Origin of the sequence: Caldalkalibacillus thermarum, from assembly GCF_014644735.1 — a bacterium.
GTDB lineage: Bacteria > Bacillota > Bacilli > Caldalkalibacillales > Caldalkalibacillaceae > Caldalkalibacillus > Caldalkalibacillus thermarum.
Map to the genome: position 1 here is coordinate 1 of NZ_BMKZ01000057.1, position 12,601 is coordinate 12,601.

Annotated in this window: 12 protein-coding genes and 1 pseudogene; 6 read left to right on the forward strand and 7 right to left on the reverse strand. The window is 49.7% G+C overall.

The window, feature by feature from the left end; all coding sequences use genetic code 11:
• A pseudogene (locus tag IEW48_RS15110) lies at window positions 1-499 on the reverse strand (RNA-guided endonuclease TnpB family protein); the annotation flags it as partial.
• 158 nt (window positions 500-657) lie between these two features.
• Here IEW48_RS15110 and IEW48_RS15115 point away from each other — a divergent pair.
• The 6 genes from IEW48_RS15115 (at window position 658) to IEW48_RS15140 (ending at window position 7,334) form a co-directional block, all read left to right on the forward strand.
• Complete coding sequence (locus IEW48_RS15115; RefSeq protein ID WP_188624493.1) at window positions 658-1,419, forward strand: rhomboid family intramembrane serine protease; 762 nt, start codon at window positions 658-660, stop codon at window positions 1,417-1,419.
• Window positions 1,420-1,627: 208 nt separating this feature from the next.
• The gene (locus IEW48_RS15120; RefSeq protein WP_188624494.1) at window positions 1,628-2,920 is read left to right on the forward strand and encodes a homoserine dehydrogenase; all 1,293 of its coding nucleotides are present in this window, start codon (window positions 1,628-1,630) and stop codon (window positions 2,918-2,920) included.
• 5 nt (window positions 2,921-2,925) lie between these two features.
• Window positions 2,926-3,984 (forward strand): threonine synthase, encoded by a 1,059-nt coding sequence (gene thrC / locus IEW48_RS15125; protein ID WP_188624495.1) that lies wholly within the window; start codon window positions 2,926-2,928, stop codon window positions 3,982-3,984.
• Window positions 3,985-4,896 carry a homoserine kinase gene (thrB, locus tag IEW48_RS15130; protein WP_188624496.1) on the forward strand — a complete coding sequence of 304 codons (912 nt, stop codon included), beginning with the start codon at window positions 3,985-3,987 and terminating at the stop codon, window positions 4,894-4,896.
• Between the two features lie 158 nt (window positions 4,897-5,054).
• Window positions 5,055-6,266: a chromate transporter gene (locus IEW48_RS15135; protein ID WP_188624497.1), complete on the forward strand. Its 1,212-nt coding sequence runs from the start codon at window positions 5,055-5,057 to the stop codon at window positions 6,264-6,266.
• A gap of 51 nt (window positions 6,267-6,317) precedes the next feature.
• Window positions 6,318-7,334: an aldo/keto reductase gene (locus IEW48_RS15140; protein ID WP_188624498.1), complete on the forward strand. Its 1,017-nt coding sequence runs from the start codon at window positions 6,318-6,320 to the stop codon at window positions 7,332-7,334.
• Between the two features lie 220 nt (window positions 7,335-7,554).
• Here IEW48_RS15140 and wrbA read toward each other — a convergent pair whose 3' ends face one another.
• The 6 genes from wrbA to IEW48_RS15170 all read right to left on the reverse strand — a co-directional run.
• Complete coding sequence (gene wrbA / locus IEW48_RS15145; protein ID WP_188624499.1) at window positions 7,555-8,175, reverse strand: NAD(P)H:quinone oxidoreductase; 621 nt, start codon at window positions 8,173-8,175, stop codon at window positions 7,555-7,557.
• Between the two features lie 192 nt (window positions 8,176-8,367).
• Window positions 8,368-8,832: a MarR family winged helix-turn-helix transcriptional regulator gene (locus IEW48_RS15150; protein ID WP_188624500.1), complete on the reverse strand. Its 465-nt coding sequence runs from the start codon at window positions 8,830-8,832 to the stop codon at window positions 8,368-8,370.
• Between the two features lie 154 nt (window positions 8,833-8,986).
• Window positions 8,987-10,582, reverse strand: a complete 1,596-nt coding sequence (gene mbcS, locus IEW48_RS15155) for an acyl-CoA synthetase MbcS (protein WP_188624501.1) — start codon at window positions 10,580-10,582, stop codon at window positions 8,987-8,989.
• A 120-nt stretch (window positions 10,583-10,702) separates the two neighbouring features.
• On the reverse strand, window positions 10,703-11,548 hold the full coding sequence (locus IEW48_RS15160; RefSeq protein WP_188624502.1) for an SPL family radical SAM protein: 846 nt from the start codon (window positions 11,546-11,548) through the stop codon (window positions 10,703-10,705).
• 15 nt (window positions 11,549-11,563) lie between these two features.
• Complete coding sequence (locus IEW48_RS15165; RefSeq protein WP_007503788.1) at window positions 11,564-11,992, reverse strand: thiol-disulfide oxidoreductase DCC family protein; 429 nt, start codon at window positions 11,990-11,992, stop codon at window positions 11,564-11,566.
• A gap of 285 nt (window positions 11,993-12,277) precedes the next feature.
• The coding region (locus IEW48_RS15170; protein WP_188624503.1) for a M24 family metallopeptidase at window positions 12,278-12,601 on the reverse strand (324 nt) is incomplete at its 5' end.

Genomic DNA, 12,601 nt, shown 5'->3' on the forward strand with positions numbered 1-12,601 from the left:
GTTTCCGTTGCCAGCGAATCAGCTTTTGCTCATACCTTCGCAAATACTTGGGATTGGGAATGACTTCCCCTGTGGAAAGGGTTGCAAAATCTTTGACACCGAGATCAACGCCTACCTTGCTGTCACAAGGAGTCAACGGTTGAATCTCTGTTTCCACCAGCACCGACAGCACCGACACAAAGTATTTGCCCGATGGATTTTTCCGAATGGTGGCGGAAAGGATACGCCCTTCCACTTCACGGGACTTGGCCAATTTAACCCAATCCAGTTTAGGCAGACGAATCCGGTTGCCTTGGATGGCAATGGAGCCGTTGTTGTTTTTAGAGGTATAGGATTGTACCGGGTTTTTACGGCTTTTAAAACGGGGGTAGCCTTTTTTCTCCCGGAAGAACCGTTTGAATGCGTCATCCAAGTGTCGCAACTCTGTTTGCAAGGCTGTGGCATCCGGTTCTTTCAGCCACTCTCGTTCTTTCTTGAGTTGAGTTAGCAACGCTGAACAGGCATNCCCTCCTAACCTTAATCTTATCACTTCCAGTTCATATAGGGAATATATGTTTGTGCCTGATTCATCCCCCACTTACACTTCGTTTAGAAGTGGGGGTCTTCTCGGATAATTTATGATAAAAAAAGCAGTCCTGACATTGTGAGGTGAACCCCGTGTTTATACGCACGGAAAGTTTCCAGCAATTTATCCGTTACTACCCAGTGGTGACCGCTTTAATAGCCATTAATACCGTGCTATTCGTCTTGATCCGCTTCCCAGGTATCGGCGACATGATCCGCTATTACGGAGTGGGACAAAACCTGGCCATTGCCATGGGGGAATATTGGCGCCTGGTCACTCCCATTTTTCTGCATTATCGTTTAATGCATTTTTTGTTTAACAGCTTTGCCCTGATTATTTTCGCCCCCGCCATGGAACGGCTGCTTGGCCGCTGGAAATTTATCGGCTTATACCTGGCGACGGGGGTAGCGGGCAACGTAGGCACTTTTTTATTCGGTCCAGACTATTACGCCCACTTGGGAGCTTCTGGTGCTTTATACGGTCTGTTAGGTTTGTACCTGTACATGGTGCTGTTCCGCAAAGACCTGATAGATCCCGCCTCCAGTCAAATCGTCACCACCATACTGGTTATAGGTTTGTTTTACACGATTGTCATGCCTGGTGTCAACTTGTATGCCCACCTGTTTGGATTTTTAAGCGGCCTGGCCTTTGGACCGCTTGTGTTCAAGGGGCAAATGAAATATTTTACTGTGCTAAATGACCCGGCTCCTTCCCCTGTTGGTGCCCCCCCTCAGATCCGCTTTGACCCCCGGCGCTGGCAAAAAAGCCATAAACGGAGGCAAATTCTGAAGTATGTGTTGATTGGTTTCGTGGTGTTCCTGATCGTACTCGGTATGCTAAACAGCTTGCGCTAGCCCGTCCCGGAACAAGAGCCCGTCTTTGACAAGGCGGGCTCTGCGCTTATATTACAGTTTCCCCTAATCCCCCCATCGCTTAACAAATGTCTTGAAAAAATAAAATTTTTTACCGAAACCTCTTGCCAAAATCCACGATCAGCACTATAATGTCCACTATATATAGACAATTGTTCTCTTTGCATAAACACATGGGAGTGGTAGAGAAATGAAGAACGTTGTTTCGGTTGGATTACTAGGGTTAGGGACTGTCGGTTGCGGTGTGGCCCGCATTATTAAAGACCATCAGGAAGAGCTTCAACATCAAACAGGCTGTGCCATTCACATCAAGAAAGCGCTGGTGCAACATTTGGAAAAAGAGCGGGATGTTCAGTTAGACCCGTCTCAGTTAACCCTCCACGCCGAGGAAGTCCTCTTTGATCCGGAGATTGATGTGATCGTGGAAGTCATGGGAGGGATCGAACAGACCAGGCAATATGTGCTTGACGCCTTGCGTCACAAAAAGCATGTGGTCACCGCCAATAAGGACTTGATTGCCCTGCACGGGGCAGAACTTTTACAAGCTGCCCAAAACAATGGTTGTGACTTGTATTATGAAGCCAGCGTGGCCGGAGGCATTCCCATAATTCGCAGTTTGGTCGAGGGCCTGGCCTCTGACCGCATTGTCAAAATCATGGGGATTGTCAACGGCACAACCAATTATATCCTGACCAAAATGAGTAAAGAAGGTGCAACCTATGAAGATGCCCTCCGTGAAGCACAAGAACTGGGTTATGCAGAAGCCGATCCTTCTGCTGATGTGGAAGGTTGGGACGCTGCCCGAAAAATGGCCATCTTAAGCACACTCGGCTTTTTAACCAATGTGGAGCTGGATGATGTGTCCGTACAAGGGATCTCCCAGGTGACGGCCGAAGATATCGCTTACTGTTCCAAATTAGGCTACACGATGAAATTGATCGGTATTGCCCAGCGGGATGAGGGGCGCATTGAGGTCAGTGTCCAGCCTGCCCTGTTACCCCATGATCATCCCCTGGCTGCAGTGAGCAATGAATATAATGCAGTTTACGTATATGGTGAGAGCGTGGGTGAGACCATGTTTTACGGTCCGGGTGCTGGTCAGCTGCCGACCGCCACAGCCGTCGTCTCCGATTTAGTGACTGTTGTTAAACACATGCGCTTGGGGGTCAGCGGGCGCAGCATGGTGGCTCCCCTGTATGACAAACAGCTCAAAAAAGATGAGGAAATTTTCTCCAAATACTTCTTGCGCCTGCATCTGAAAGATAAAACCGGTGCCTTTGCCAGAATCACCTCCCTGTTTTCTGAGCACGGCGTCAGCCTGGAGCGGATCCTGCAACTTCCCCTTAAGGAAGCAGGGTTGGCGGAAGTGGTGGTCATGACCCATCAAACGAACAAAAAAGCCTTTGATGATGTGTGCCGGGCATTGGCCAAGATGGATGTGATTCAAGCCATCAAGAGCCGCTACCGTGTGGAAGGAGAGTGATAAGGATGAACTGGAAAGGACTATTAGACCATTATGCTCCTTACTTACCCGTCACTGACAAAACCCCCCGTTTGTCACTCAATGAGGGCAATACGCCCCTGATCCGTTTAGAAACACTGTCAGAGCGCTGGAATGTGGATCTGTACGTGAAACTGGAAGGAGCCAATCCCACTGGGTCGTTCAAAGACAGAGGCATGGTACTGGCAGTAGCCAAGGCCAAAGAAGAAGGGAGCGAAGCCATTATTTGCGCTTCCACTGGTAATACCTCTGCTTCAGCAGCTGCTTATGCTGCCCGGGCCAAATTGCGCTGCGTCATTGTCATTCCACAAGGAAAAATCGCACTGGGCAAGCTGGCTCAGGCCGTCATGTACGGTGCTGAGATTTATGCTATTGAGGGCAATTTTGATCAGGCGCTGGCCATGGTGCGGGAGATTGCGGAACAAGAACCGCTTACGCTGGTCAACTCAGTGAATCCCTACCGGATAGAAGGGCAGAAAACAGCTGCCTTCGAAATCTGCGATACGCTGGGGCAAGCGCCGGACATTTTGGCTATCCCGGTGGGCAATGCTGGCAATATCAGCGCCTACTGGAAAGGGTTTAAGGAATATCACCGCCACCATCACACGGGACTGCCCGAAATGCGAGGGTTTGAAGCAGAGGGGGCCGCAGCGATTGTTAAAAACCGGGTCATTGAATATCCTGAAACCATTGCCACTGCCATCCGTATTGGCAACCCGGCCAGCTGGAAAACTGCGGTGGCAGCGGCCCAAGAATCGGGCGGTCAAATTGACATGGTAAGCGATGCAGAGATTCTGGAGGCTTACCGTCTTTTGGCACAGGAAGAAGGTTTGTTTGCCGAACCGGCATCTTGTGCTTCTTTAGCCGGGGTCAAAAAACAGCTTGAAACAGGACAAATTAAGGAAGGCAGCCGCATTGTCTGTGTGTTGACCGGCAACGGCCTGAAAGATCCCAACACGGCCATGGAAGTCGTTCAAATTCAACCCGCTGTCATCCCCAATGACAAACAGGCCCTGTTAAACGAGCTTAAGGAAGGTGTCCGTTGAATGGGTGAAGCTTCCTTTATGATCCGTGTCCCTGGGAGCACCGCCAATTTGGGGCCAGGCTTTGACTCCATCGGCCTGGCTGTCAACCGCTACTTGGAGCTGATCGTCACCCCCGGCAATAAGTGGTCGTTTACAGGCCAAGGAGAGTTACAGGATCTGCCGCCCCTTGAGGACAACCTGATCTACCAGGTGGCTCAAAAAGTAGCTAGGCAGCATGGACACTTGCTCCCTCCCTGCCACGTGGCCATGCGGAGCACCATCCCTTTAGCCAAGGGGCTGGGGAGCAGCGCTGCTGCCATTGTGGCTGCCATTGAACTGGCCAACCAAGTCCTGGAGATCGGTTTAACCCAGCAGCAGAAATTACGCTTAGCCGCCCTCATCGAAGGACATCCGGATAATGTTTCCGCTTCCCTGTTTGGAGGTCTGGTCATTGGCAGCCATTGTCAAGAGTGGACCGATGTAGTCAGATGCGAAGCTCCTTCAGTGGAGATGGTGCTTATGGTTCCCAACCATCAATTGTTAACTAAGCAAGCCCGGAATATCCTTCCAGAGGATCTGCCCTTCAATGAAGCTGTCAAAGCGAGCAGCATCAGCAATGTTCTTGTGGCAGCTCTGCTCAGCAACGACTGGCAGACAGCAGGAAAAATGATGAGACGGGACCTCTTCCATCATCCTTATCGCACCCGGTTAATTCCGGAACTTGCATCCATATTGCAGTCTCAGGATCGCTTTCCAGCTTACGGGGCAGCATTAAGCGGTGCTGGACCGTCCATTATCTGGTTTTGCCCAATGGGTGAAAGCCATCATCTCGCCCAGTTGTTAGCTGAACAATACCCCCATTACAGCTTTGAACAGCTTAAACCTGATCCCCATGGGGTTGTCGTCAATAAAGCCAGTATCTGTTCTTTCTAGATATAACAAACCACAATAAATTAGGCCGTTATGACTAATTTATTGTGGTTTTTTACAGAAGATGTACAATCAACATATCCTTGAAAAGCTAAGACCCAATTATTTGCATCTGTGTTAAGATACAAATAAAGGCACTCGAATGGATGGGGGGAGTCTGATTGGAACATGAAACGTCTCCACAACCGGAAGCCAAATCAAAAGGCTCAGCCTGGGAAGTGTTATCCGTTTCCACCAAACTGGGCTTAACGTCTTTTGGCGGTCCTGTTGCCCATCTGGGTTTCTTTCGGGAGGAATACATCAAGCGGCGCCAGTGGCTGGATGACCGTACATATGCCGATCTGGTCGCCCTGTGCCAATTTTTGCCGGGCCCGGCCAGCAGCCAAGTGGGCATTGGCATCGGCCTGATCCGGGCTGGATTTTGGGGTGCTTTGGCGGCATGGATTGGCTTCACCTTGCCATCGGTTATCTTGATGGCTTTATTTGCTTTCGTGTTACAAGGTTTAGACCTGACCTCAGCCGGGTGGATTCATGGGTTGAAAATTGCCGCCTTAGCCATTGTCGCCCATGCCCTTTTAGGCATGGGCAGAAGCCTGGCTCCAGACCGGCAGAGAGCCTCGATTGCCATATTGGCGGCCATCGTCATTTTACTGTGGCCATTAGCGCTAAACCAAATCGTGGTCATTCTGGCCGGCGGCGTCATTGGCCTGTTGCTGTTCAAATCTAAGGAGGTAACCAAAGCCGAGGGGCTGAATATTTCTATCAGGGGCCGTTGGGCCATCATGAGCTTGGGCTTATTTTTTGGCCTTCTGCTCTTGTTGCCCTTGTTGCGCCACTTGTTTCCTGTCCAGTGGCTGGCCATGGCAGACACTTTTTACCGGGTCGGGTCACTGGTCTTTGGCGGGGGCCATGTTGTCCTGCCTTTGTTGGAGCGGGAAGTAGTGGCTCTAGGCTGGGTGAGTCAGGAAGCGTTTCTGGCCGGTTACGGTGCCGCTCAGGCCATTCCTGGTCCGTTGTTTACCTTTGCCGCCTATATCGGAGCACTCGTGAACGGCTGGAGTGGGGCATTACTGGCCACGGTGGCGATCTTCCTTCCGTCATTCTTCTTGGTGATCGGTGCCCTTCCCTTTTGGGATCTCTTGCGCCGCCATCCCAAAATTCAAGGGGCCCTGAATGGCATTAATGCCGCTGTTGTTGGCATCTTATTGGCTGCTTTGTATCATCCCCTGTGGACCAACACGGTTACTTCAGTGGCTGACTTTGCTCTGACTTTAATCTCCTTTGGCTTGATTGTCTTTTGGAAAGCCCCTCCTTGGCTGGTTGTCATTTTAGGCGGCATCGGGGGCAGTGTGATCGCTGTGTTTACAGCATAAAGCCTTAGAGACAAGCAGAAAAACTAACACACACAAAGGAGTGCAGTGCTCATGAAATATCGCCGGTTAGGCAGAAGCGGTTTGTTCGTTTCCGAATTATGCCTGGGAACAATGACTTTTGGCCGTGAGACGGATAAAGAGACAGCCATCCGGATGATTCATCAGTTCCTTGATGCCGGGGGAAACTTCATTGATACGGCTGACGTTTATGCTGAAGGGCGTTCCGAGGAAATTGTCGGCCAGGCGATCAAGGGCCGCCGCTCAGAAGTGATTGTGGCCACGAAGGTGCGCATGAAAGTAGGCCCTCATCCTAACGACGCCGGCTATGCACGCAAACGGATCATGGACGGCGTTGAGCAAAGCTTGCGCCGCTTAGGGACTGACTACATTGATCTGTACCAGCTGCATGTGTGGGACCATCTGACACCCATTGAGGAAACCCTGCGCACCCTGGATGACCTGGTCTCATCCGGAAAAGTCCGTTATATCGGCTGCTCCAATTTTTTGGCCTGGCAGCTGATGAAAGCACTGGCCTACAGCGATTTCAACAACTATGTGCGCTTTATCTCCATTCAGCCCCAGTACAGTCTGGTCAATCGGGAGATGGACCGTGAAGTGCTATCCCTCTGCCTGGAGGAAGAAGTGGGTGTGATCCCCTGGGCGCCTCTGGCCGGCGGCTTCTTAACGGGAAAATATCCCCGGTCAAAGGAAAAGCCGAATTTTGGCCGCTTCAACAATTCCTCAACCGGAGAGTACATGTGGGAGCGTAAAGCAACAGACCGTAACTTTAAGATCCTGGATAAAGTGAAAAGCATTGCCGATGAGCTGGGTAAAACCCCGGCCCAAGTTGCCCTGAACTGGCTGTTGTGCAAAGAAGGTATCACATCCCCTATTTTCGGTGCCCGTACACCGGAGCAATTGGAGGAAAACCTGGGCAGCACCGGCTGGAGATTAAGCGCTGAACACTTTAAAGCCTTGGACGAGGTCAGCAAACTTCCCAGTGAGTATCCCAACCGATTTATTGACAAGTTCCGCCGGGATGTCATTTATGACAATCTTGAGGTGTAAACGTCCAGACCTCCCTGCTGAAAAGGGAGGTCTTGTGACACAACCGTATTTCACTTGGAGGTGTGTGGGATGGATACAAAGTTAATTAAAACAGTTAAAAGCAGAGTATTAATAACAAAAAAGACCGAGACACAACGGCTCCATGCTGGGCCAAAGCCTCGGTCTTTCGTTCTGTTACCTTAACCTGTTCAGCCTACTGCGGTTCTTTTCAAGGAGTGTGTTAGTTTTTCAAGGCTTTTGCAATCTTAGCCAGGCGCTCTCCCAAACGGGAAGCCATGGTCAGATCCCTGTCGTCAGGCTGTGCCGACCCGTCTGGACCTGCCACGGTGGAGGCACCGTAAGGAGAACCGCCAATACCATCAGTGGTCAATTGCTCAGGATTCTCTCCATAAGGAAGACCAACAAAAATCATGCCGAAATGCAACAGAGGAACAAGGGAGGTGATCACGGTCGTTTCCTGTCCGCCATGAATCGAGCCAGAGCTGGTAAAGATGGCCGTGGGCTTTCCTTCCAACGAGCCGTTTAACCACAACTGTCCTGCTGAGTCCAAAAACTGCTTTATTTGAGCTGGCATGGACCCATAGCGGGTGGGAATCCCCCAGATGATGCCATCCGCCCAAACGAGATCGTCATGGGTCGCTTCAGGGATGTCTTGTTGTGCTTTTTGGGCCTGGACATAGGCATCCTGTCCTGACATTGCCTCTTTCACCACATCAAACTCAGGGATGCGCACCAGCTTGACCTCAGTGCCTTCCACTTTTTTGGCACCTTCAGCCACTGCCTGGGCCATTTTAAAAATATGCCCGTAGGCGCTGTAATAAGGGATCAAAATGTTTGCCATTTCGCAGCACTCCTTTGGAAAATTTATTTTTAAGCTTTTAAAAGCTTGTTCCCAGGTCGTAAAAACATGACATGATGGGTTGAAATCACCTTCAAGTTTAGAGTTCCCCATCAAAAACCGTTTCAAACCATAGATATTTAGGTTTCATATAGTTTTAATTCGAGATATTATTCTAAGATAAGGACGCAACGTTTACAATTTCAGGCGCGCACTGTGCCCCAATTTCTTCAGCAGTTCAATAACAACTTCTTTTTCATCTGTGCTTATCCCCTCCATCGCTTCATGCATGGCGCTGGCATGAGCCGGGAAAATACGCTCCACCAGGTCTCGGCCAGCATCGGTTAAAGTGGCATACATGACCCGTCTGTCCCTGGGGCACGGCCTGCGCACCAAGTATCCTTTTTCCTCTAACTTATCGACGACATAAGTGATGCTGCCACTGGCCAGCAGAATTTTTTCACCAATTTGTTGCAAAGGATGATCTCCTTTATGGTAGAGCAACTCCAAAACGCCAAATTCAGTTAAATTTAAACCATGCCTTTTCACATCACGCTGGGCGTGTTCGAGCAACGTTTTGTATGCCCGGGAAAGCACAACAAACAAGTGTAGTGAACGTTCTTTGTTCTTTTGGCCGTTGCCGTTGTCAGAGCTGGACATCGTCGTGGTCCTCCAGTAGGTTCCATCTTTATTATCTCGAGTTAAAGCTATTTTAATTCAGAACAGATACTGCTGTCAAATCACTTCACCCATTTAAAAAGGGGGAACGTCAAAACGTTCACCCCGCATAACCTGTTATGATATCTACCTCAGATCAAGAATGGGCTGCAAAGCGTTCCTTTTCCCGCTGGCGCAGTTCAACCCGGCGGATCTTGCCTGAAGTGGTTTTGGGCAGTGAATCGACAAATTCAATTTTACGAGGATATTTATAGGGAGCGGTGAGTGATTTGACATGCTCCTGCAACCGCTCTACCAGTGTCGGATCTTTGGCCTCTTCGGGATTTTTCAATACGACAAACGCTTTGACCACATGGCCGCGCAGCTCATCCGGGCTGGCGACGACAGCACACTCCCTCACCGCCGGGTGCTTAACCAGCGCATCTTCCACTTCAAAGGGACCGATGGTATACCCAGAGCTAATAATAATGTCGTCGCTGCGCCCTTCAAACCAGAAATAACCGTCTTCATCCTTGCGGGCCTGATCTCCTGTCAGATAGTATTCACCCCGATAAGCTGCCTTGGTCCGTTCAGGATCTTTGTAATATTCCTTAAAGAGAGCGGGCGTATCCCGATGGACCGCAATATCCCCTACTTCTCCTACTCCAACAGGTTCTCCATCCTCATTAATGATTTCCACCCGGTTGCCTGGTGTCGGTTTACCCATGGAACCCGGTTTAATCTCCATTCCTTTCAGCGTACCCACGAGCAAGGTGTTTTCAGTCTGGCCATAACCGTCCCGGACGTCCACATTGAAATAGCGCCTAAAAGTGTCGATCACTTCCCGGTTAAGGGGCTCGCCTGCGGATACAGCACTGCGCAGGTGGGTTAAAGAATAGCGTTCCAGTCCATCCACTTTGGCCATCAGTCGGTATTCAGTCGGTGTGCAACACAAGACATTCACCTGGTATTCTTCCATAATCGATAAGTAACGGGCTGGATCAAACGGACCATGATAAACGACAGCGGTTGCCCCTAAGCCAAGCACCGACAGAAACGGGCTCCACACCCATTTGGCCCAACCCGGCCCTGCTGTGGCCCAGACCACATCATTTTCTTTGATATCCAGCCATTGTTTGGCTGCCACCTGTAAATGGACGTATCCCCAGCCATGAACATGCACAACCCCTTTGGGATTCCCTGTTGTACCCGAGGTGTACGATAAAAAGGCCATATCGTCACGGTGAGTAGGCACCGTTTCAAAGTAATCGCTTTCATTTTCAACCAATGTATCTATAGCCAACCAACTACTTTGGGCTTCACCCACGACGAACTGATATTGCAAGGACGGAAGGGGCTCCTCAATCTTCTCAAACTCTGGCACACAGGCCTGGTAAGCAATGACGGCTTTTGCTTCCCCATGGTTAATACGGTAACTGAGATCTTTGGCCCTTAACATCTCCGAACTCGGAATGACGACTAACCCAGCCTTTAAACAAGCAATGTAGGTAACATATGCTTCCGGTATCCGGGGGAGCATCACCAACACCTTGTCCCCTTTTTGCAAACCCTGTTTGACCAGGGCATTGGCCAGCCGGTTGGCTTGTTTGAGCAGTTCTTGATAGGTGATCTCCCGCTTGTCCCCTTTGTCGTTCAGCCAGCGAATGGCCACTTTCTGAGGGTCTGCTGCGTAAGATTCAAATTCTTGGGTGATGTTGTACTGTTCCGGTGCAAGCAACTGTTCCCGTTTCACGACTTCTCCTCCTTGATGTTGTGATGTTGGGCTTGTCTCTATTATACAAAATAACTGAACTGATTTAAATGTTTTGATTACAACAAAATTTGATACTTTGTGATAATATTTTCCGCAAAATCATGACGGTTGTCTTAGGAAGGGCATAAATCCTTGCTGGCTTATCAAGACGCGGTGTTCACCAAACACTTTCTGGAAGAGGGCGCAGACCTCCGTAAACTTGTCAGGCGTATACCAGTCCTCATAACCCAGTTGCTGATACAAGGACTTGATGCCCAGCTTTTCGGTGCGCTTTCCCTGCGCTCCGTCTCCCCGGAAAAAATCATCCAGGCAAACCCAGTCTGCCACTTCTTTTAACAGCTGGGGAAACTGTTCGGAAAAAGGCAAAAGGGGAGAGACAGCCGCTTGTGCAGGAAGGCCCGCTTGCTTAAGCCTTGCTAGGGTTTTCATTCTGGCAGCTAGAGGAGGGGCCGCTGGAGAGAGGGTTTGGCGTACCTGCTCCAAATCCGTTTCAATGGTGATACTGACACACAGCCGGTCTTTCAATTCCAGCAGAAGATCAATATCTCTTGTGATGAGTGGACTTCTGGTCTGTACAAACAAAAAATCGGGTTTGTCCTTGGCCATCACTTCCAACAAACTCCGGCTTAATTGGGTTTGTACTTCAAGCGGTTGATACGGATCAGTGCTGGAAGACATAAAGATGGTCACCTTCCCCCTCTGCTTGGCGCGCCGCAATTCTTTTTCCAGCATGTGGGGCGCGTTTTCCTTCACATCCACCCACGTCCCCCATTCTTTTTGGTGAAACAATGCCACCGGCAACCGGCGGACATAGCAATAAGTACAGGCAAAAGCACATCCCGCATAGGGATTTAGCGTATGGGTGTAACCGGTTAAATACCCGCTGGCCGGATTTAGCAGCCTTCCCGGTTTGCGATAAGTGATCTGCAGCTTGTTAGATGCCATCTGATCCACCACCTTTTACTCCAGAAAGCGTTGGCGCATCCGTTTATCAGGCAGAAGGCAGGATTGTCTTTGACCAAACCAGGCATACCGGTTGCGGGCAACCCAATCATAAACGGGATCAAGGATAACCTTCGGGACCAGGCTGAACGGGTAAAACAACTGCCAGACACCCCCCAGATCTTTCAACACATACAAAGCAGCCGTTGATTTCAACAAACATTTTCCTTTGCGCAGGTAGACAAAGCTGTCCCAATCATGGGGTGGAAGGCCATAGGCCTTTAGGATAGTTTGGCCAATCTCCGATTGGAGCGGAGCAAAATAAAATTTTTCTTGTTTATCTCTTTTGAGCACAAACTGGACTAACCTGCTGCACATATGGCACAGACTGTCAAACAAAATCAGATATTCAGGCGATCGCTCAGCAGCTTGGTTCCTGTCGTTCACGCCATCCACTCTCCCTAACCAATCCTCCGCCATTAATTATGAATTCGCACTTGGGCTTTGCGGATCATACCCAGTTTTTTAAACGGAGTCTACACACGAACACTAAGTTAAAAACAAAATAACATCCACGTGCAAAATTGGCAATCGTTTAAAATTATGTCCCTTTACTAGTCATCTTAACCTAAATCAAAAAAGCCATAAGACAGACATTGTCCTGCCTTATGACTTATACGGGACAGTTTTATATAATAGATCATTGACAAAAGTCGGCCAAATCAGCTGAAGTTATGGCCATGCAGTTAAGATAATCGGTTCTTCCTCTGTTACCACAATCGTATGCTCAAATTGGGCTACCAGGCTGCCCTGTGGGGCAACTAACGTCCAGCCATCTCCCGCCTCTTCGACAAGTTCATCGCCAGTGGAAATGAAAGGCTCAATGGCAAGGACCATGCCCTTTTCCAAACGTGTCTGTTCAAAGGGGTTTTGAACACTCCCACCACCTACGCTTCGCTTAGAGGTGGGGGATTCTTGGGAACAACAGCCTACCAGCCGTTTATTGACCAAGCGATCCCCGTGTGTCCCACGGTTCAGTTGACTAGGAAGCCAACA

Excerpts from the sequence above, each read along its gene's own strand:
- thrB (WP_188624496.1), top strand. The coding sequence starts at position 3,985 with ATGGGTGAAGCTTCCTTTATGATCCGTGTCCCTGGGAGCACCGCCAAT.
- IEW48_RS15150 (WP_188624500.1), bottom strand. The coding sequence starts at position 8,832 with ATGTCCAGCTCTGACAACGGCAACGGCCAAAAGAACAAAGAACGTTCA.
- IEW48_RS15160 (WP_188624502.1), bottom strand. The coding sequence starts at position 11,548 with ATGGCATCTAACAAGCTGCAGATCACTTATCGCAAACCGGGAAGGCTG.
- wrbA (WP_188624499.1), bottom strand. The coding sequence starts at position 8,175 with ATGGCAAACATTTTGATCCCTTATTACAGCGCCTACGGGCATATTTTT.
- IEW48_RS15120 (WP_188624494.1), top strand. The coding sequence starts at position 1,628 with ATGAAGAACGTTGTTTCGGTTGGATTACTAGGGTTAGGGACTGTCGGT.
- thrC (WP_188624495.1), top strand. The coding sequence starts at position 2,926 with ATGAACTGGAAAGGACTATTAGACCATTATGCTCCTTACTTACCCGTC.
- IEW48_RS15140 (WP_188624498.1), top strand. The coding sequence starts at position 6,318 with ATGAAATATCGCCGGTTAGGCAGAAGCGGTTTGTTCGTTTCCGAATTA.